14 protein-coding genes and 1 tRNA gene are annotated in these 22925 nt (G+C 39.8%); 4 read left to right on the plus strand and 11 right to left on the minus strand.

Translation table 11 applies throughout. The features are described 5' to 3' along the window. Positions 1-7005 (minus strand): T9SS type B sorting domain-containing protein, encoded by a 7005-nt coding sequence (locus tag OLM45_RS01175; RefSeq protein WP_264511269.1) that lies wholly within the window; start codon positions 7003-7005, stop codon positions 1-3. A gap of 129 nt (positions 7006-7134) precedes the next feature. On the opposite strand from OLM45_RS01175, the gene OLM45_RS01180 reads away from it, so the two are divergent. After that, positions 7135-8028, plus strand: a complete 894-nt coding sequence (locus OLM45_RS01180; protein WP_264511271.1) for a NifU family protein — start codon at positions 7135-7137, stop codon at positions 8026-8028. A 10-nt stretch (positions 8029-8038) separates the two neighbouring features. Then, positions 8039-9802 carry a DUF885 domain-containing protein gene (locus OLM45_RS01185; RefSeq protein ID WP_264511273.1) on the plus strand — a complete coding sequence of 588 codons (1764 nt, stop codon included), beginning with the start codon at positions 8039-8041 and terminating at the stop codon, positions 9800-9802. A gap of 30 nt (positions 9803-9832) precedes the next feature. On the opposite strand, the gene OLM45_RS01190 is transcribed toward OLM45_RS01185, so the two are convergent. The 3 genes from OLM45_RS01190 to OLM45_RS01200 all read right to left on the minus strand — a co-directional run bounded on the left by OLM45_RS01190 (position 9833) and on the right by OLM45_RS01200 (position 14409). Further along, the gene (locus OLM45_RS01190) at positions 9833-10576 is read right to left on the minus strand and encodes a hypothetical protein (protein ID WP_264511275.1); all 744 of its coding nucleotides are present in this window, start codon (positions 10574-10576) and stop codon (positions 9833-9835) included. Positions 10577-10734: 158 nt separating this feature from the next. Continuing rightward, entirely contained in the window at positions 10735-14052 is a 3318-nt protein-coding gene (locus OLM45_RS01195; RefSeq protein ID WP_264511276.1) for a T9SS type A sorting domain-containing protein, read from the minus strand. Between the two features lie 275 nt (positions 14053-14327). Further along, positions 14328-14409: transfer RNA gene (locus OLM45_RS01200), tRNA-Leu, on the minus strand. 108 nt (positions 14410-14517) lie between these two features. Here OLM45_RS01200 and OLM45_RS01205 point away from each other — a divergent pair. Continuing rightward, complete coding sequence (locus OLM45_RS01205) at positions 14518-15906, plus strand: dipeptidase (RefSeq protein ID WP_264511278.1); 1389 nt, start codon at positions 14518-14520, stop codon at positions 15904-15906. Positions 15907-16338: 432 nt separating this feature from the next. Continuing rightward, positions 16339-17442, plus strand: a complete 1104-nt coding sequence (locus OLM45_RS01210) for a DUF4407 domain-containing protein (protein WP_264511279.1) — start codon at positions 16339-16341, stop codon at positions 17440-17442. A gap of 167 nt (positions 17443-17609) precedes the next feature. Here the strand turns inward: OLM45_RS01210 and OLM45_RS01215 are convergent, their stop codons facing one another. The 7 genes from OLM45_RS01215 to OLM45_RS01245 form a co-directional block, all read right to left on the minus strand. Beyond that, complete coding sequence (locus OLM45_RS01215) at positions 17610-17972, minus strand: hypothetical protein (protein ID WP_264511281.1); 363 nt, start codon at positions 17970-17972, stop codon at positions 17610-17612. 5 nt (positions 17973-17977) lie between these two features. Next, positions 17978-18400 (minus strand): hypothetical protein, encoded by a 423-nt coding sequence (locus tag OLM45_RS01220; protein ID WP_264511283.1) that lies wholly within the window; start codon positions 18398-18400, stop codon positions 17978-17980. 159 nt (positions 18401-18559) lie between these two features. After that, on the minus strand, positions 18560-19261 hold the full coding sequence (locus tag OLM45_RS01225; protein WP_264511284.1) for a LytR/AlgR family response regulator transcription factor: 702 nt from the start codon (positions 19259-19261) through the stop codon (positions 18560-18562). Next, a complete protein-coding gene (locus OLM45_RS01230; RefSeq protein ID WP_264511286.1) occupies positions 19258-19590 on the minus strand; it encodes an Hpt domain-containing protein in 333 nt (110 codons plus the stop codon). Before OLM45_RS01230 ends, OLM45_RS01225 begins: the two co-directional genes overlap by 4 nt. After that, entirely contained in the window at positions 19565-21910 is a 2346-nt protein-coding gene (locus tag OLM45_RS01235) for a PAS domain S-box protein (protein ID WP_264511288.1), read from the minus strand. The genes OLM45_RS01230 and OLM45_RS01235 overlap by 26 nt, the downstream gene beginning before the upstream one ends. Continuing rightward, the gene (locus OLM45_RS01240) at positions 21907-22458 is read right to left on the minus strand and encodes a heme NO-binding domain-containing protein (RefSeq protein ID WP_264511290.1); all 552 of its coding nucleotides are present in this window, start codon (positions 22456-22458) and stop codon (positions 21907-21909) included. Before OLM45_RS01240 ends, OLM45_RS01235 begins: the two co-directional genes overlap by 4 nt. Before the next feature lie 4 nt (positions 22459-22462). Next, positions 22463-22873: a response regulator gene (locus OLM45_RS01245; protein WP_264511291.1), complete on the minus strand. Its 411-nt coding sequence runs from the start codon at positions 22871-22873 to the stop codon at positions 22463-22465. Positions 22874-22925 lie beyond the last annotated feature (52 nt).

Consider the following 22925-nt stretch of genomic DNA (forward strand, 5'->3'; position numbering starts at 1 on the left):
TTATCGTTTTAATGAGAAATGGGCTTTAAATTCTTTTACAATATTCCCTTCAAGGTATTCTACTTTAAACCAGTAATCCGTTCCAGGCATAAGGTAACCATTGTAGGTACCATCCCATCCAGGAGAGGCTGGACTGATTTGCTTGATGAGTTTTCCTTGGCGGTCAAATATATAAATTTTTGCGTTGATTTGACTACTTAATCCTACAATATTCCACGTATCGTGAATACCGTCTCCATTCGGAGTGAAGTAATGCGGATAGTCAATGATAGAAACACCACTGATCACTAAAGGATCACAACTGTTGTCCATGCCTCCTTCGGTATCCCAAACCGTGATGGTGTGTTCACCCAGCGGTACGTTTTCAAATACATTCGAGGTTTGTCTCGGACCGTCGTCTAAGCTGTACGCATACGTTCCATGACCGTCTACATTCACCGTGATGGTTTGTAAGTCGGAGAACGCATTGGTCACCACATAACCTACCGTACCTGCAGGCACCACAGCTTGACCCGATTGGATCACATCAAAACTCGCCGAAGCTTGGTTACATGGTAGCGTCGGATTCGTGCTGGTCATCACTACCGTATAGGTGCGTGTAGCTCCACCCGTAGCCGCAGTGTCTACCAAATAGGTCGATCCCGTTCCAATGACAGTAGTCGGGTTGGACGCCTCATACCACTCGTAGGTAAACGTTCCTGGGATTAGGTTGCTCGCGGTCAACAACAACGGACGCACCACTTGATCCGTAAGGAAGTCCACACAAATCACATGGGAGTTATTGGCTGTTTCAATCACAGGCTCGGGTAACGGCGCAACGGTTGCATTAAAGGAAACCAAACGCGCACAACCCGTCAAGTTGTCCTCTACCCGAATCCAAATGGTATGGGTATACGCCATATAATTCACTAAATCAGCAATGGCATTGGTCTCATTCTCTGCATCCAATTGGGTGTTGTAGAAAGTTACTGTAAAGTCGGTTGCCGACTGTCCCGTTAAGATTGTTGTGACATACTGACTCAAATCCAAGCTGAATTGTCCATCATTCGTTCCGTCGGTATCGCACGTGTCGAATGGACCCGGTGCTGTAGCCAATGGTTTTGGATTCACCAAGATGTTGAATGTGCCCACTACCGAGCGACAACCTGTAGTCGTGTTGGTAGCAATCACCCACAATTGCTGTGGCGAACTGGTGTTTAAATAATTACTTGGATTCGGAATCAATACCGTATGTGCCGCATCTTCGTAGAAACTCAAGCTGTAGTTGCTCAGCGGAAGGGGATTCCCTGTAAGCAAATTGGCCTGCCCCCAAGCGGTTAAGTTAAACGCCGTGATGTTATCGGTATCGTCGTCACATTCTTGGTAATCGGCCACAGGCTGTACCAAAGTCGGCAACGGATTCACCGTTAAGGCTTGTTCAACCAGTACATAACAGTGTTCGTTGAACGAGTCAATGTTCAAGTTGCTCTCCACACGAATCCATACGTTCTGATTCACGTTGGCCGTCGTTGGGGTAAGAATCTCATTGGTATTCGCCACCGCATCGTTATAACTCGGATAGTAATGCAAACTCACATTGGCTTGCCCGTTTAAGATATAAGCGGCATTCACCGTCAAGTCAAAAATCTCATACCCATCTCCAGGGTTGGTATCGTCACACTTCGCTGCCAAAGCGGGTGGGTTGGTGCGCGGTGTAGGAACTGGCAATACACGTACGGTTAAAGTACGGTAGCTTTTACAACCTGTCGTATTATCGGTAGCCACCACGAAAATGGTCTGGTTAGCCGCTACTGTGTTGACAAACGCGCTTGGGTTATTGATCGGTTGGGTATGGGTGGCATTCAAATAGAATGCAAGGGTATGCCCGGGAACCGTACCCACGAAGCTGACCAAATCAAACGTAGTAAACTGGTTGTTCGGCTGCGCATCATCATCACACAGCGCATACAGCGTAGGCGTGGTCAACACCAAAGAAGTGTTCACTTGCAAGTCAAACGAACCCACTGCAAAACAATGCGAGGATTTGTGCTCCACACGCACCCAAATGGTCGTCGTACCACAAGCGGTATAGTTGGTCGTATTCACAATCGGGTTGATACCCGCTGGTGAAGCTGACGCATCGGCTTGTGAAGTGTAATAGGTTACGGTATAATTGTTAGCTGCTGTAGTTTGTTGGGCCAAGACCGCAGGGGTTTGTGCTGCCAAATTGAACGTTGTACAACCGTCTTGTGGGTTACTATCCACATCACAGTTGTTAATCGTTGGTAAATTAGTTGGCGCTATCGGCGAAACATTCACTTGTAAGGTTACAGGAACTACCGTGTAACAACCAGTGGTAGGATCTTCGGCACGCACCCAAATTATCTGTACAAACGGATCGTTATTGATAAACGGTTGGGTTAACGGAATTGCGTTAACAGGGGTTTGTGCATCTACTTGCGTAAGATGGTAGCTGATGGTATACAAAGCTGGGGTACCCATTAACAAGACAGGAGTTAACGTATTTAAATCAAACTGACCCACGCCGTCTTGGTTGTCATCACACACCACATACGGAGCCGTTGGTACGTGTGGTGCTGGCTTCGGATTCACAATCAAGTCCATGGTAGACACGACATAACATCCCGTCGTGGTATTGGTTAAACGAATACCAATAGTTTGGTTGTACGGCGCTCCGTTTTGATAGGCTGCCGGATTCGCAATCGCGTTGGTATTCGCATTGGCATTAGCCAAAGTCGGATAAAACTTCACTTGAATGCCCGTTTGTCCGTTTAATATAGTCGGTAATTGCGAATTCAAATTAAAGATTTCATAGCCCACTGGAGCCGTAGTCTCACACAATTCATATTGCGGGAAGTACCCTGCTGCAGGTAACAGCGGTAGTGGGTCAACGACCAAATTTACGGACACTACATCAAAACAGCCTGTAGTATTGTTCTGCACCCGAATCCACAAAGTCGTCGAGGCCGAGGCATATGCATTAGTACCTGTTAAGGCATTTTGAGGAACCAAAGCATCGGCTTGTGAAGTATAATAAGTCACGGTATGCTGTGAAGCGGCTAAACTACCCAATACTTGTGGGTTCAACACCGTATTCAAATTGAATACCGCAATACCATCCGTGTTGTCATCACATTTGTGGTAATCCGCTGGAGGTGTCGCTACTGGTTTTTTATTCACGATTAATTGTAACGTAGTATATGACGGACAGTTCGGTGCAAGAGGATCAAACACCCGAATATATAATGTCTGTTGGTCGTAATCGTTATTACAGAACAATTGTGTCAGCGGAATCGGATTCGAACCCGTTTGTGCATCGGTTGTCGTTAAGTGGAACGTCACTTGAACATTCGGATCGGTTGTGATTTCAGGAATCTTTGTTATCAAATCAAACGTACACGCCACGCCGTCGTTGTTGTCGTCACAGACTATGTAGGGGGTGGGTAGATTTGAAGGTGGAGACGTAATAGGATTTACTGTTGCCACACTTGTGTCTGCCGGACATGGAGAAGCTCCCGATACAGTATACGTAAATGTACTTACTGTAGCATTAAATCCAGGAATAAAAGTCCCAGCCCCTGCATTAAATGTTCCTCCAGTACCCGAAGTTCTTATCCAAGTCCCCCCATTTTGTTGACCAGAAATAACCGTAGCTAAAACCACTGGAGTTGTTGACTGACATACTGTAATAGAACCATCAGCCCCTGCATTAGGTGCTAACGAAATATTTACAGTCGCCACACTTGAATCAGGACCACATGGATTTACACCATTTACAGTGTAAGTAAATGTACTCGTTGTAGCACCAACTGCTGGAGTAAACAAACCATTTACCGCATCAAAGTTACCTCCACTTCCAGAAGTTCTTACCCATGTTCCTCCGGTTTGTTCTCCTGTAATTAAATTAAAAAGATTAATCGTAGTAGTACTTGTTTCACAAACCGTAGTAGAACCGCTATTTCCAGCTGTTGGTTGTACATTTACAGTTAACGTTGCTAAACTGCTATCAGAGACACATGGCGCAACACCGGTTATGGTATAGGTAAACGAACTTGTTGTAGTAGTTAAACTAGGTGTAAACAATCCAGAAGCTGCATTAAATACACCCCCAGACCCAGAAGTTCTAACCCATGTTCCTCCGGTTTGCTCACCTGTAATCAAACTATATAAATCTATTGTTGAAGTATTTGTATTACAAATTGTCAAATTACCATCAAGACCTGCATCGGGTTGCGCCTGAATTGTTACCGTAGCAACACTATCATCATTTGCACAAGGAATAACACCTGTTATGGTATATGTAAATGTACTTGAAGTAGCACCAATTGCAGGGGTGAAAGTCCCCGTAGCGGCATTAAATACACCGCCTGTGCCTGTCGTTCTAACCCATGTACCACCCGTTTGCTCTCCAGTAATTAAACTAAACAAATCAATAGGAGTTGTACTTGATTCACAGACCGTTGTAAAACCATCGACACCCGCATTAGATTGAGGCACTACATTTACAGAAGCAACGCTGCTTGAATTGACACAGGGTGCTGTCCCAGTAATAGAATATGTAAACGAACTTGAAGTCGCTCCCACTGTAAGATTGAAGGTTCCTGCAGCGGCATTAAAAACTCCGCCTGTTCCAGTAGTTCGCACCCAAGTTCCACCTGATTGTTGTCCCGTAATTACTGTATTTAAATTAATGGTTGAAGGGTCATTACTACAAATAGAATAGTTTCCATTTGAACCTGCGTTAGGTTGAGCAGATATAAAAACTGAAGCTGTACTTGAATCCGGTGAACACCCAAAACCACCTAAAACAGTATACGTAAATGTACTCGAAGTAGCGCCTATTGCTGGTGTAAATAATCCATTTGCGGCATCAAAATTACCTCCCGTTCCTGTGGTTCGAACCCATGTTCCACCTGTTTGTTCGCCTGTTATCAAACTAAACAAATCAATTGGAGTAGTACTTGTTTCACAAATCGATGTTAACCCATCAATCCCAGCATTAGGTGGTGAAACAAGAATCACAGAGGCTACACTACTGTCGTTTGGACATGGTGCTGAACCTAAAATTGTATACGTAAAAGTACTTGAAGTTGCTGTAACTGTAGGTACAAATGTACCTGCACCAGCATTAAAGATCCCACCTGTTCCTGAAGTTCTCACCCATGTACCCCCAGTTTGTTCTCCAGTTATTAGACTATATAAATCTACAGCTGCTGTATTGGATTGACAAACCGTTATAGATCCGTCTGTACCAGCATTTACAGCACTATTTACTGTAAATTGGATTTCTTGATAAGGGCGACAAGTTACATCAGTTGGTGCTGGATTTAAAATTGCATAGATATAATATGTACCGGGTAAATTTGGAATTGACCCTGATGATCCTAAAATTCCTGCATCATGACTGGCAACACCTGAACTCGGTGTAACATCTGCCAAAGTAGTTCCTCCAGTATACATTGCATCCCCTGTTTGAGGAGAAGAAAAATACACAAATCGAATTGAATTTGCACCCGTTGCACTTGTTGTTACAGAAAAAGGTGTTGGATCTGCACCTTGACATACGGTAAGGTCACTAGAAGGATTTGTGATTGTTTCACATGCTATAGACGTAAGATTTAAAGTAAAAGATTGGATGGAGGTACATGCATTTCCACTTGTCTCCATTGCAACCACATAAATAGTTTGACCATTAGCTAAAGCTGTATACGCAGTAGTATTAGTAATTGGATTTGCTACATTTTGGGCATCCGCTAATGTCAAATGATAAGATATTTCATAGTCAAAAGGATCTAAACCGTTCAACACTATTGAAGTATTCTGGTCTAAATTAAATACCGGATTGGTTACAGGTTGGAATAAATTGTTAGGATTCCCAACAGGCATTGGTGGATAATACTCCACTGGAAAAGGACAACTGCTTTGAGTCGAACCATTGGGATAGGTAATTGAAACAGAATAAGATCCTGGTTGCGAAATCACATAAGTATTGTTATTAGAACCTGGGATTGGTGAACCATTGAAATACCATTGATACGTTGCACCAGGTGTTGGGGTCGCTTCAGCATAAACGGGACGTGTGCTTCCAAAACAAATGGCCGTTTGATCGGCAATTAAATATCCATCTAAACCAAATCCACCTGTTTGCAAAGGAAAATTAAAACTTCCTGCCCCTAAGAAAACTGCTGAGTCATATGCATCGTCATTTCTATCAGCAATTACAAGCTTGATATGGTAAGTATTGTTTGGCACTACATTCGAAGATGCCGTCATTCGAATAGTATTCCCATTAAAATTTGTAGGTGCAGCTAACGAGGGAGCATTGGTTGCATTACCATTCGTATAAAATCCAAAATAGGCTGGATTTTGTGAAGTACAACCATTATTATTGGCATTATTACGAATTGTAGTTACTGAAATTGGTGTAGTAGTGCTAGGTACTAACGCTAAGTTCGTTGTAGGCGTGCCTGCTGTAGTATTCGTCAAGAAAAAGGCAAAAGCATCAGAATATGAACATTGAAAAGTTCCGTATTCTTCAGAGGCAAATACGAAATCAAAACTCATTGAGGTGGTCAATGGAACAAAATCAAATTCTAACAATGTTGCATTATTGTAATCAATCAGTCCAGGATCAATCCCTAAACCATCAATATAATTGAACAAATCCGTATCTCCTGGCCAATCTCCATTACTTTGAATAGAAGTATTGGGTCCAGAAGCAGCTAGCGCTCGTCCGGTACTCAAAATCACCCCAGCCGATAAAGGAAAATTCACATTGGAATTAGTAAAATATCCAATCCCATTTTCAGACCCAAAGTTTGTCCCCGTACTCCAAGTGATATTTGAAATTGAACCTGTACAAGAGTTACTAGTAACACCAGGAGGCAGATTAAAAAGCTTTTCACGAACCAATTGCGGAACATTATACGTTGTAACATCAACATTTATAACTTGTGAAAAACTAAATTGAAATACCAATAAGAAGAATAGTAATTTCCCTTTCATTCGCTTTTTATTTTGAATCGAAATCTATTACAGACAACGAGTAATTTGTTAATTAATTGTTTAAAACTTCAAATATAGTATTTCTCAAAAAATATCTTTGTTAAATTTGCAGAAATTACCCGTAAAACCATGAAAATTACTATAAAAGAAACACAAAACCCTACGATTTTAAAATTCGAATTTCCAGAATTTATTACAAACGGAAGAAATTACGAGTTCAAAAATATAGATGAAACTAAAAATTCACCTTTAGCCCAAAAACTTTTTTACCTCCCTTTTGTTAAAACCGTCTATATATCAGGCAATTTCGTTGCCATAGAACGCTTTAGCATTGTAGAATGGACTGATGTACAAGAAGAAGTGGCCGCTCAAATTGAAGCATTTGTTGCAGATGGTGGGAAAATTATTATCGAAGATACCACTGCTAAGAAAATTCCGATTTCAGTGTATGGTGAAACCACTCCCAATCCAGCGACTTTAAAATTTGTTGTCAATCGAAAAATTACCATACAAGCTTTAGAGTGTAAAAATATTGACGAAGCGCAAGCCTCTCCCCTAGCCAAAGAACTTTTCAAATTCCCTTTTGTCAAAGAACTATTTATTGATGAAAATTACATTTCAATCACCAAATACGAAGTGGCTTCATGGGATGAAATTACGTTGGAAATGCGTACCTTCATCAAAGAATTTATAGAGAATGGCGGAACTGTAGTCGATGAAACTTTAGTGCAATCGGCCCCAAAACAAGAAAAACAACAAATCAAGAATTTTGACAACCTAGATACGACTTCGCAACAAATCATCAATATTTTGGAAGAGTATGTAAAACCTGCAGTGGCAGCAGATGGTGGAAATATTCTTTTCGATTCCTTTGACGAAAACACCAAACGCGTAAAAGTCGTATTACAAGGCTCATGTAATGGTTGTCCATCGTCTACATTCACTTTAAAAAATGGCATTGAAAACATGCTAAAAGACATGCTAAAAGACCAAGATATCGTGGTTGAAGCGTTGAACTCTTAACCTAAAAAAGATGAAAAAAATACAATTCTTGGCAATTGGTGCCGGACTTATCACGCTATTAATCGGTTGTAAGTCCGAAAAATCTTCCGTTGATTTTACACAAATCACCAAAGACTATTTTGACGGTAAAAATCAATTAAATCCATTAGAGGCAACCGTCAACGGTCAATCCCAATTCAATGATCAATTGCAATTTGAAATGACTGACAGTTATCGCAAAGTTCAACAAGTATTTTTTGAAAAAACGGAAAAGTCACTTCGCGATGTTGACTATGAAACGCTTTCCCCCGAGGAAAAAATCAGTTATGACATAATAAAATGGGAAGTTAGTGTCGGACAAGAAATGTTGCAACATCCCAGCAATTTGATTCCATTAAATCAGTTTTCTGGAACTCACTTAACCATGGGGCAATTTGCTGGAGCGGAAGGGGCACAACCTTTTAAAACTGAAAAAGACTATCGCAACTTCCTGACTCGTATGGACAAATTTGCAGTTTGGATGGATTCTGCCCAAGTCTACATGAAAAAAGGAATTGCGAAAAACTATGTGTTACCCAAAGCACTAACCGAAAAACTTATCCCTCAATTTGAGGAAATGGTCACACAACCCGAAAAACATTTGTATTACACCGCTGTTACCAAATTTCCCTCTACTATTGACCAAGCTACACGTGACAAATTAACCGCCGATTACAAAAAAGCAATTCAAGAGAAACTTGTACCCTCTTTTCAGCGTATGGTGGCTTTTTTGAAAAATGAATACCTCCCAAAATCGCGTCAAACAAGTGGTATTGGTAGTTTAACCGGCGGAAACGAATGGTATGCTTCATTGGCAAAACAATGGACGACTACAACAAAAAGTCCGGCCGAAATTCACGAACTCGGTTTGAAAGAAGTAGCCCGCATCAAAGCGGAAATGGAAAAAGTAAAAAATCAAGTGGGCTTTAAAGGAAGCATCATCGAATTTTTTGATTTCGTTCGCAACAAAAAAGAATTGATGCCTTTCAAATCACCGGATGAAGTGATTGCCAACTTTGAAAAAATTCACGCTACCATCAAACCTAATGTGGATAAACTGTTTGCCTTACAACCTAAAACACCTTTCCGCATCAAGCGTACTGAAGCGTTTCGTGAGAAAACAGCCAGTGCCGAATATGTGCAAGGTGCAGCTGACGGCTCACGTCCAGGAACCTTCTATGTTCCAATTCCTGATGTAACCCATTACAATTATTATGGCGACGAAGATTTGTTTTTACATGAAGCGATTCCTGGTCACCATTTCCAAATTTCGTTACAACAAGAAAATAAGGACTTACCCGATTTTCGCAAATTCAATTGGTTTGGCGCCTACGGCGAAGGTTGGGCACTGTACACAGAAAGTTTAGGAACTGAACTCGGCTTGTACAAAGACCCTTTTCAATATTTTGGAATGTTGAGCAACGAAATGCACCGCGCCATTCGATTAGTGGTAGACACGGGTATTCACACGAAAGGTTGGACTCGTGAAAAAGCAATCCAATTCTCTTTAGAAAATGAAGCCGAAAGTGAAGCCAGTATTGTTGCTGAAATTGAACGTTATATGGCCATTCCGGGTCAAGCGTTATCCTATAAAATTGGGCAATTAAAAATTCGAGAGCTACGCGATAAAGCCCAGAAAGAATTAGGAAAATCCTTTGACATTAAAAAGTTCCACCAAATTGTATTGGAATCGGGTGTCATGCCATTGGCACTTTTGGAACAAAAAGTCAACGATTGGATTGCAACTTCGAAATAACACAAAAGCCCCGTAAAATGGGGCTTTTTTTTATTTATTCATTTTGTCTTCTACCTTTTTAAAATCAATGGCTTTTCCATCAATATCATAAAATTGGTAACGGTATTTTAATTTCCCTTGCAACTCTTCTATATCCACATGCATTTGGTAAAAACCGCCATTCCATTCTAAAATAATATCAAAATAATAGTCTCCAACGCCAAAACTAGAAGGTAAATTACACACATAAACTTGTTTTTTAGATTTCAAATTTAGGGTTGGGATTTCTACATTTTGATAGGCGCCCACATCCTCTGTACTGAAGGTACGCCCCATATAATTATAATCTTTGGCTTTCTTTTTACGACCGCCATTCTCGGTATATATATCCTTAATCGAAAAAATAACATCTTTCAAAGAAAATTTCCCCGTATTCACCAAATTAAATTTTAATTGATGAATGTAGGTTAGTCGCTCTCCTTTTTTACGAGCTTCATTCACTTCTTTAGTTTCACCCAAATCAATATCCGTAATTTCAACAATAGGAATATTGTCCGAGGCAATTTGCGCTTCTAAATTCGGCTTTGCCTCTTCCAGTTTCGTTTCCGTTTCGACCAACTGCACTTTAGTGTCTTCGATTTCACCTTTGATATCATCAATTTCACGATTGGCACGGTCTACTTTTAGCTCTCCCGTTTCTTGTTTGGTTTTGGCTACTTCATTCGAACTATACAAATAAAACAAAGCCCCAGTAACTAGGACAATCCCAATAAATGCGACAATTAATGCTATCATAACGGTTCTCTTTTTCATATCATCAATCCGGAGAGGATACAAAAATAACCAACCTTACCTATTAAATAAAACTAGCTCAGAGAAGTTCTTAACAGTTTGACAAAGTGTTGTTAACTGTAGACGAAAAAAAGGCTGCCTTTTTGAGACAGCCCTTATTATTATTTTTTAATCAATTTGTAGCGTATTTTTTGTTGTTCAGTAGTGAAAACAGTAACGAGATAAACGCCGTTTTCTAATCCCGACACATCCACTTGTTCTTGAACGCCTCCCGTTAATTTTTGTTCAAACACTTTGGCACCTAATAGTGATCGAACTTCAACTTGTACTCCACTCATTTGCGTTGAACCGAAATCAATGGTAAGCATGCCTGAAGTTGGATTCGGATACATTACTACATTTTGCAGACTATTTTCAGGAGTGGCTAATGGTGCTACAAAAATTGTTTCAAACGTATTGGTAATAATCGCCGGATTAAAATCAAAATAAATATACGCCGTATTTAAAATACTATCACCCACTTCATAACCTGCTCTTGGTTTGACTTTAAAGGTAACAAAGCCTTTTCCAATGGCAGTATTCGCTACAGAAACCGGCAAATTGATAGAAGGGAAACGCCAAGTTAAGGTAGAACCCACGCGATCTAAGGAATAATCATGACTCGAAGCCACCATAGTAACGGTAGTTTCATCCAATTGCGCCTCTAAAACATCTTCCACCCGAATGTTCACTGCACTCGCGGTTCCTGTATTTTCAAAACGAATCGTGTAGTACAAGTAATCGTCTGCCGTAAATTGCGATTGAACAATCTCCCGTCCGTGGGCTTCCATTTTATCATTAGGGTCATACGAATTAATCACCAAATCATGTAATGTAAAATCGTTGTTCTGAGGCACGACATCACCAGAAACAGGTAATATTGACGCTGAAGAAACCAACACATCATCCGCATTAACCACAGGAACAGCAGGTACTTGTGCCGTAACCTCAAAATGACGGGTTTCAAACGGTGCTAAATTGGTAAATCCATAACTAAACCCATTGGCTGTTGGCGTTGCGCCATTGGGCGTATTGATTAAGGTTACCAATGCATCTTTGGTATAATTAATGGAACCCGAACTTATAGTTTGGTTACCCAAATTGGAATAAATCACACGTTGGGTGTACATAAATCCAGGTCGGGGCGAACCCAAAGACACAATCGAAACCGCTAAATCGTTATAGGATTGCACTACAGTTACTGGGAAATAATAGGTTTGAACACCGCTTCCAGGGGTAATTGATAAGTTGGACATCATGGCCGGATTTACGGCATACTGCGCAGCATAATTGGGCTGAATGGTAAACCCAACATCGTATGTATTGGCCATATTTAAATCATAAAGAGAAAGATTTCCATACGGATTAGAATAATGATGAACTACCCCATCATTGTTTCGCTCATACGAAAACTCACCCAACGGAAATGGAGATTCTCCCACATCCATGGTTCCGTTGGCATTACTATCCAAGAAGGCTTGAAACTGCATCCCACTGCAATCAATCACCGCTTGACTACCCATGTTAATGATACGGATAAATCCTGCTTGATTACTAAAATTAGTGACCATTACTAAATAGTATTTCCCACCAATGGCATTGAATGTAGGATATTCTATAGGTGAAGCTGAATAGCTACAATTCACAATATTACTTGGGGTAGTTAATGCACAAGCCGAAATAGGATCATCAAATGGACCATAAATCGCATAATCCACATCCAATTGTGTGCTTGCAAAATTGACATCTTGATTTTGTTCAATTCTTAAATTCAATACCCCCGACTGACTAATCGGCATATAAAACCATGTAGGATTGGGAGTAGTATTCAGACAACCTGCACTTCCCGCTGAATTTACATTGACTGTATTTTGAAACGGAATTCCTAAATTACCACACAACGAATTGGCACCTTGACAAGTCGATGCCGGATTACAATTTCCAAAGGTGCGAATGCTGAAACTATGGATCTTATCACAGGCATTCGGAATGACTTCGCGAACAAAAATCGGGAGCGAAGTCCCTTGTACATTTACCGAATAACTTGAAGGCGTACTGATTGGATTTTGTTGCAATTCCGCGTTAGTAGCACTCGTGTAATATTCTAATGTATTGTTTGAAGAAATTTGCGACGCTAAATTGGTTAAGTTGAAAACGACAATCCCATTATTATCCACATCACATTCAGAATATTCAACATGCGGCGTGGTATCATACGTATACGATTGCACGAAAAAGAAAACAACCGACGTAAAGAAACTTCCGTCATTTCTCAATACGCGTACATACACAGAAGACGACCCAACGCCTACACAATGATTGGTGTCAATTGGATTAACGCCAGCTTCTGCTTCACTGGCACTGGCATGATAAGTAATAGTGTGCTGACTTGGATCATGGGTTCCAATAATAGGTGCATTATTTAAGGTCAAATCAAAACACGCTAAATTCGTCCCGTCCACACAGGCTTGAAAAGACAAGGGTTGTCCATATTGTGGGCCACAAGCTGTTGTCGTAAAGGAATACACGCTGCTCCAATTACTAGCATTATAAGGACTTAATTCACAAATTGTACGTACAAAAAATTCATAATCGGTAGCACATTGCAATCCGGTCAAATTAATCACAGAATTGGGCGCTAGATAGATTGTGCCTTGCGATGGTGGTGGACCCCCAGCAGGTTGCACCACGACTTCCCAACCGTACAACGGTTCGTTCGGATTGCTAGACATCATGACAATTTGAGCACTCTCTTGGGATGTACTCAATACCGATGCTGTGGACGCTGTACAAGTACTGCAAAAAACACTTACCAACTCAATAATACCAACAGATCTGCAGCTTGTATCAACATTCATGACACTGTAATATACCGGAGATAAAGTGGGTGTAGCTGCTAAACTTTGGTAACAAGTAGGATTTAAAATTTGATTGGTATTCGCTTCTGCATCGGCTAAAGTAGGGAAATACTGAACTAACAAAATGGGATTCCCACCCGTCACTTGATTGTTTATAGAAGTCAAATCTATACAGGAAGAAGCTCCAGGTGTATTGGTACACACCGTTAATGTAAACGTGGATGCAGATGGTAACTGATTCAAACCTAATACCAACGTAGTTACTCCATAATTTGAAGGATTTGCAATTTCTTCAACACGTACAAACAAAGTTAAATTCCATGCTGTATTCGTGTAGATGGGATTAATCCCGCCAACATCATTGGTCGCATCCACTTGCGTTAAATGAAAAGTAACCGTATGTTCGTTGGGCGACAAACTTCCTAAAATCTCGTACTTTTTTGTATTCAAATCAAAAGTCTCTACCCCATCATTATTGATATCACAGAGATAATAGGGTGAGGGTGGATTCAACGGAATTTGTGCATTCCCCTTTATACTAAAGCATAAAAAGAAAGCAATGATGGCGTAGCATTGTTTCATAAAGCATTCGTTTTTGTTTGATTTTGAACGCAATATAAAAATTTAATACTTAGAAATCATCAGAATGGAGAAATTCATCCTTTTCAACTAGCAATGGTATTGTTTGAATTAGTATTTCGAAGTATTGTGAAATAATTCTCCTTTGAATTGAATTTCGAACCAAAATTCATAAAAAAAGGTCCAAACAATTGTTTGAACCTTTGTGCGGGTGATAGTCCCGAAACTTCGGGAGAACCTACGCGCAAAAAAAAATCCAGACTACTGTCTGGATTTTGTGCGGGTGATAGGACTCGAACCTACACGCCTTGCGGCACCAGATCCTAAGTCTGGCACGTCTACCAATTTCGCCACACCCGCGAATTGTGAGTGCAAATATAAAGATAAATATGAATTACGAATTATGAATAACAAATTTTTTTAACCGTCTTTTTTAGTAAATTTGAATACGACAATTTAATTTCAACAATGGACAATATTAAACCCTACGTTCAACAAAACAAAGAACGTTTTATTCAAGAACTCATCGAACTCTTAAAAATTCCTTCGGTGAGTGCCGATAGCGCCTACGCGCAAGATGTCATCGATACTGCCAATGCGGTCAAAGATAGTCTACTCAAAGCCGGTTGCGATGTAGCCGAATTGTGCGAAACCCCTGGCTACCCTATCGTTTACGGAGAAAAAATCATCGACCCGAACTTACCTACAGTATTGGTCTACGGGCACTACGATGTGCAACCGCCCGACCCAATTGATTTATGGGATTCCCCGCCGTTCGAACCCGTGATTAAATCGACCGAAATCCACCCCGAAGGTGCAATTTTTGCCCGTGGTGCTTGCGACGACAAAGGACAAATGTTCATGCACGTCAAAGCGTTTGAATACATGATTCAATCCAACACCTTGCCGTGTAACGTGAAATTCATGATCGAAGGCGAAGAGGAAGTAGGTTCTAAATCCCTAAGTTGGTTTGTAGAACGCAACCAAGACAAATTGGCCAACGACGTGATTTTGATCTCTGATACCGGAATGATTTCCAACCAACAACCGTCAATCACGACTGGACTTCGTGGTTTGAGCTATGTGGAAGTGGAAGTAACCGGACCCAATCGCGACTTGCATTCCGGATTATACGGAGGTGCGGTGGCCAACCCGATCAACATTTTAGCCAAAATGATCGCTTCGCTCCACGATGAAAACAACCACATCACCATTCCTGGTTTTTACGATAAAGTAGAGGAATTGTCGCAAGCCGAGCGTGCCGAAATGGCAAAACGCCCGTATAGTGAAGACGCCTACAAAAAAGCCTTGGACATTGCCGATGTTTATGGCGAAGCCGGCTATTCCACCAACGAACGCAATTCGATTCGCCCAACATTGGATGTCAACGGTATTTGGGGCGGCTACACCGGCGAAGGCGCCAAAACCGTAATCGCGAGTAAAGCCTATGCCAAAATCTCGATGCGTTTAGTGCCCAATCAAGACTGGGAAGAAATCACTGATTTGTTTGCCAAACACTTTGAAAGCATTGCACCGCCTTCTGTTACAGTAAAAGTAACGCCTCACCACGGTGGTCAAGGTTATGTGACCCCGATCGACAGTATTGGCTATCAAGCCGCCAACAAAGCCTATACGGAAACCTTTGGTGTTCCTGCAATCCCGGTGCGCTCGGGCGGAAGTATCCCTATTGTGGCTTTGTTTGAAAAAGAATTAAAATCCAAAACCATCTTGATGGGCTTCGGATTGGACAGCGATGCCATCCACTCACCCAACGAACATTATGGCATCTTCAACTACCTCAAAGGCATTGAAACGATCCCGTTGTTCTACAAGTACTTTGTGGAATTAAGCAAATAATTAGCAAAGCTGTTTCGAAAGAGGCAGCTTTTTTTTTGGGCGTGCCCCCGTTCATCACGTTTTAGCTTCCAAATCATTTATCGGGAACGGGGTCGGGCTGTCCGTGGTGCGCGGCACCTTACTCCCATCCCTCACGCGAATGTGCACAAGGCGGGTAACTGCATTTTGAAAGAACGTAATTAGAAAATTGGCACTCCAACCTCAGCCCCGGTAGCAGTGGAAATCCTGCGAAGCGAAGCGGAGCAGATTGCAACGGATAACGGGAAGGCACTGGATAATTACCGTTACTGCTGCTGCCTAATTACCACAAAAATCAACAATACAAAACACTGGATTTCAAACACCTAATTCAATTTATTCAGCATTAACATACCAGTTCCCAACTTTTGGCGTTACTTTTGTATACTCATCATCAATCAAAAATCAATCATCATGTTAAAACGCTTCTTCTTGCTTTGTTCGGGAGTGGACAAAGACCTTATTGCAGGCTGTTCCAACGGGGAACAAAACAAGTATGCCGGAATTGGTGCAACGGTATTTTTTACGGCATTCATGGCTTTCCTCGCGGGGAGTTATGCGCTGTTCACCGTTTTTGACAACTATTATGCAGCCACAACTTTTGGCTTGGTTTGGGGCTTACTCATTTTCAACCTGGACCGCTTTATTGTGTCTACCTTAAAAAAAAGAGATTCTTTTTTGGACGAGTTCATTCAAGCCTCGCCGCGAATTGTGCTGGCGTTAATCATTGCCATCGTGATTTCAAAACCGTTGGAAATTAAAATTTTTGAAAAGGAAATTAATACGGTCATCTTAAAAGAGAAAAATGAGATGGCGCTCGCCAACAAAACACAAGTAGCCAATTTCTACAAATCCGATTTGGACCAAAACAAGGCCGCGATGGACAGTTTGAAAGGTTCGATTGCTACCAAAGAGAAAGAAGTCGCCGCCTTGTACCAATCCTACATCACCGAAGCGGAAGGTACGGCGGGCACCAAGAAAATGGGCAAGGGTCCGATTTACAAAGAAAAACGAGCGGCCTACGATCGCGCCGCCTTGCAATTGGATTCGTTAAAAAAAGCAACCGCTACTACCCTAGCCGAAAAAGAATCGCGTGCCAAAACCTTACAAGCCGATGTGGATAAAAAAGTGAGTGAAACGCAACCCGTTATTGATGGTTTTGACGGACTCATGGCGCGTATTAATGCTCTAGGAAAGTTGCCTTTTTTACCTTCATTTTTCATTATGCTGTTGTTTTTGGCGATTGAAACGGCGCCTGTAATTGCAAAATTATTGTCTCCAAAAGGCGAATACGATTTTAAAATCGAAGATCAAGAAATGGCGTTAAAAACAGTCTTGGAACAAAACCGTTACCAAAGCAATCTGCAAAAACAAACGGATGCTGCGATTAACGATAAAATTTATGCCGATATCCGTGAGGATAAAGAGCTCTATCAATACAAGCGCAAAGGCGCTAAGGAGTTGCTCCAATTGCAAGCGGATGGTTTTGTCGCGAAACAAAAGAAAGCTTTGGAATAAAAAAAAGTCCCGTTACCGGGACTTTATCATTCAAATCAAAAAAAACTAACCGGACAACAGATAGAACCCTAACAACTTTCTGCAACCTAATGGTTGTGCCGGTTAGCTTTTTGGTGCAGATTGTCACACTCTAAAAAACAATCTGCTAAAATCAACCATGATTTATATTATTCCAATAATTGGTTATTTTTCAAATAATTATCAATGTAAAGCATCAATTCGTTTTTGTTAAGACTAAAGTCCATTACTTTCACGTCTTGATCATTTACTGTTTTTATTTTCATTTCTAAAATTCGACTCGGCGAACCGGCAACAACCTCATTGTGCAGTTGGGCCACTTTCATCAAATTGAACAAATCTTCTATATCATTCACTACAAAAAAGCAATGTTTAAAGTTTTTAAACCACTCCAAGCTGAATTTCTTCTTGCTGGTGCATACCTCAATATCCACTCTTTTTGAGAAGTAATGTTTCACAAAAGAGGAAAACCCTTTGGAGGTATCATACACTGCTAATTTTGCTGTTGCCATAATCGTTATACCGCCTGTAAATAGGTCGATTTTTGATTGAGTTTTCGATTCAATTTTCGTACTATGGTTTTCGCATCTTCGTGGATAATTGCGGCCACTTCAACAACGATCGGTTCGTAATTCAAAGTCACCATTTGCAATTGATATCGGTATTTTTTGGTACGATAACTCATAAAAAGTAAAACAGCACCAACAACAATACCCAACACCACCATTGACGGATCATAAGAACGTAAACCAAAACCAAGCATCGTCATGCCAATGGAAACTAAAAACAACACCAAGTTGTAATGATAGTTTCGGATTTTAAACAAGCGTATTTTACGAAATCCGTCATAAGAATAATCTTTCATCAAACCGGACTGTAAAACACAGAAATGGGACTCAAAGAGTAAACCGAAATTATTTTTATATTCTAACTTTTCCATAGGGTAGATTTAACTTGGGGTTGAAATCTGTACCAAATGTAGTATGCTAAAAGAGCTGTAAAATAAAAAATCGACAGACCTACAAGGAACTGTCGACGAAAGTGGATTCGGTGTCGACGAAGCAAAATGCTGAACATCTATTGCTTCCGTTTAAACGATTTAGATTAAATTCAATCGCTCAATTAATTCGGCACGATTGTTCTTGCTCACTGGTATAACATCCTTCCCAATTAATACGGTAGAATCTTTGATATCAATGATTTTAGCAATATTAATGATAAAGGAACGGTGCGTTTTTAAGAATTGGGTTTTGGGCAACTTTTCTTGCAACTTGGTCAATGTAGTATGCACAATATAGTTTTGCTGTTCTGTTTTGATTATCACATAATCCCCATTGGCTTTGATATAGTTAATCGCATTCAAATCAATCTTTATTAACCGTTTGTCGATATTCACATAAATTTCTTGGGGATCATTGGAATCTACAGGTTTAATGTAGCCTACATGCAATTTCATGCGGACGCGTTCCATGGCACGTTCAAAGCGTTCAGGAAGAATTGGTTTTACCAAATAATCCACAATACAATCATAATTGAAGGCTTCCAAGGCTAAATTTTTATCATTGGTTACCAATATAATGAGTGGCGGATTTTTAATGGTTTGGACAAAATCAAATCCAGAAAAATTGGGCATGTGAATATCCAAAAAAATCAAATCCACATCGGGATTGGAATTGAGGTATTTCATCACGTCAATCGCATTGGAAAAAGTCTCTGTGACAATCAAGTCGGGCGTTTTTAAAACCAAATGCGATAACACCTCGCGTGCTAACAATTCGTCATCAACAATTACACATTTCATAGGCTTGGCGTTGAATTAATAAATTCTTGAATTTTCAGTAAAACCGATTCAAATTCGGATTGAAATCGATTCGAATTTCGACGCAATTCTTCTTCATAACGATGAGCTATTTGGTAAGAGTACTCCATGCCTAAAAAGCCAATTTTATGTTTCAAGCGATGAACAAAAGTAATGCTTTTTTTGACATCATTTTGCGCAATTGCCGCTTTATATTCCTGATAGTCTGCAAAATACTCTTTGGCCATAACGTCAAAGATAGTTTGTCTGACTTTTGGATCACCTGCAGCCAACTGTTCTAGATACTCAAGATTTGGGGTTTCGTTTATCATATTTTTGTAAGGTAAAATAAAACGTAGTGCCTACACCTTCTTCGCTGATGAGCCAGATTTCCTCTCCGATATTCTCCAATATTTTTTTGACAATATTCAAACCAATTCCGGTTGATTTTTCATTACCATTAATGGATTCAAACATTTTAAAAATACGGGATTGATTACGCGTTGAGATTCCGATGCCGTTATCGCGAACACTAAAAATATAGCGTTGAGGCTCTTCTTCCACATCGATTTCTACAAATCCAATCGACTTGTCATTATAATTAATGGCATTGCTAATCAAATTCAAAAAGAGTTGTTGCATTCGGAAAGGATCTTCTTTTACAGTAGGCAATGGTCTCTTGATTTGTAATGAAATATGACAAGGAATAAATATAATGGATTCAATAGATTTGACTAAATCGTTCAAATCAATTAATTGCTTTCGTGAAGTAGGACTATCAATTTTGGAATAGGCTAAGATTCCTTGAATTAAGAGCTCCATTTTCTCTACTTTTTCTTGGATAAGATTAAAGTATTTGGCTGTTTGCTCGTTAAATTCTTTATCATTATCTTCTTTAATAAATGTAATTAAAGAGTGAATACTACGAAGCGGCGATTTCAAGTCGTGTGAAACAATTTGCGCATATTCATTCAATTGGCGATTTTGACGCTCTAAACGTTCCAATAATTGCTCGCGTTGAATTTCTAGATTTCGGGTTTCGGTAATATCAAAATGCAATCCGATGGAACCGATTACCGAACCGGTAAGATCATAATTGGGTCCACCACTGACCAACCAAACCCGTTCTTCACCATCGGAGCCGCGGACTTCTAATTCATACGAATCAGAAATTTTACTGCGACGCAATTGTGATTTTTCGGTTAACAATCGTTTAGTTTCTTCATTTAGAAAGACATCCACCCCTTTTTTACCCTCGAGTTCTTCAGGAGTATAGCCACTCATGGTGCAGAACCTTTGATTGGCCATTAAAATTCGGTCGTCATTATCTACTTCTAACAACCCAATATTCATATTTTCAATAATGCGACGGTATTTCTCTTTTTCATTATTTAAACTATCCTGAAAATGGCGTTCAAGCGAAATATCCTCATAGGTCCACAAATGGCCTTTGTGCACATTATCAATCACTACAGGAATATAAGAGCGTGAAAAAACACGTCCGTCCACCAATTCCAACACTTCGTGTAATACAGGTTGCTTATCGGTTAAAATTTGTTCGATTCTGCTGATAAAATGAGTGTTGTCTTTAAAATATTCTTTGGATTCTTCGGCGGAATTGGTACAATCCGATCCAATTAACAACTCGGGCGCCACAGGAATTCCAAACATGGAACAGAATTTTTGATTGACCAAAAGGATTTTCCGATTTTCATCTTCCAAGAGAATACCATCATGTAAGTTTAAAATAAGGGAACGCAGGCGTTGTTCCGATTCTTTAAGTCGGTCTTGCATTTCCTTTTCATGAGTAATGTCTTCAATCATCGTGTAGTATTCGATGAAATTCCCCAAATTATCAAAAACAGGATGTCCTTTTATTCGTGCCCAAAAAAAGCTCTCATCGGCTCGTTTATGAACCACTTCGTGATCAAAAACCTCGGCTTTACGGAAAGCCTCTATCATTTTCTCTAGTATGGTCTCATCCGTAAACTTTGATACACCTAGTCGATACAAGGTATTCCCAATAACGGATTCCTCTCGATAGCCAGTCATGGACATATAGGCTTCATTCACCCAAAAAATTTCTCCGTTTAAATCGGTCAATACCACCCCATTTTCATTGGTACTAACCACCAAAGAAAGTTTTTTAATTTCTTCTTTATCGCGTTGTAATTCTCTTTTTTGTGATGTAATCGCATGTACCATGTACTTCAAATCATTGTTGCTGATTTCAAGACTGCGCAACATATTGAGCATATCGATACTGGTGTCGTGTATGGCAAAATCGGTCATTTCCAATTTCTTTTCTGCCAACTCATCAATACTAGAAACCCAAGGTGAGCCAATGAATAAGATATTGTCATGATAGGAAATCATTTGTCCACGCAAAAAAGTTTTGCTATGATTTAATACCGTGAGTACAATTAGGGTATCTTCTAATTTTTCAACAGTAATTTCCGCAGCATTCTTTAAAAAAATGGGGGATTTAAAATGAAAAAAACGGTCAAATGAATCGTTGATATCCAATTCAGGGATCATTTTTTTCAAACTGGGTCCAAAATTTAAGATACGCTGTTGCGTATCCATAATAAAATAAAATGGAAATAAAGATGTAAACGATTGCTCATCAAAACAAAATCCTTTATCCATCATGCCGTGAAGGTAATCTTGTATTCGTTATACAAACTTTGGTCACTTTCGACTTGCAGTAAAGTTAATTCAAATTTAGCTTCAAACAAATCCCCAAAACCTTTCAAAATTCCTTTGGTAAATGTATGTTTTTTTAACTTGTAGGGAGCATGTGAAAATTGGATTTCATTTTCAGAGAGTTGACGCGATTGAAATTCTGTCAAATTTATATTTGGATAAATTAAAGATAAACGATTAATAAACAAAGGGAAATCAATCAAAAACTTTTTAAAATGATCATGACCTTTATTGCTTATGTTTCCGGGATAAAGTTTTGGAACAAACTTCAACGCCCACCAATACCCAATTTCATAAAATAAATCTTCTGTTTCACATTCTTGAAAATAAATAAAAGCGGCAATTATGCGTTCTAACAAATTATCAGTATAAAATTCTGAATTGATAAAATAATCTTCTTCCAAACCCACATGTTCGCACACTTTTTCCCAAACTTCCATTCCGAAGTTTTGGATGATATAATCTTTAATAGAATTGATAAATATCCCGTACATGACCCTATTTAACTGTGAGACTTTTATTCCAATAATTTAACAGCATATGAATAAGCTCTACGTATTCATTATAGCGTAACGGCTTTAAAAAATAGCCCGCAATACCCTCACGGTAACACTCCAATAAATCAACATTATTATCGGAAGTAGTCAATACTACACAAGGGATATGGTACCATTTTTCATGTTTTTTCAACGCTTTTAAAAATTCGATTCCGCTAAACTTAGGCATGTTTAAATCCAACAAAATCAAGTTGGGCAACGGATGGCATGTTTGTAAATAGTCCAATGCTTCTTCACCGTTTTTAGCGATTTGAACGTGATAAGAAGCATCTACTAATTGAATGACGCGTTCAAATTTCATAATTTCAATTTGATCGTCTTCCAACAATAGGATTCGCACAGAGCTTTTCATTGTTCTAACAAAGTTTACTCAAATATCTACTATAAAATTTAATTTTCGTTGG

The sequence above is a fragment of the Flavobacterium sp. N1719 genome (assembly GCF_025947045.1).
Lineage (GTDB): Bacteria > Bacteroidota > Bacteroidia > Flavobacteriales > Flavobacteriaceae > Flavobacterium > Flavobacterium stagni.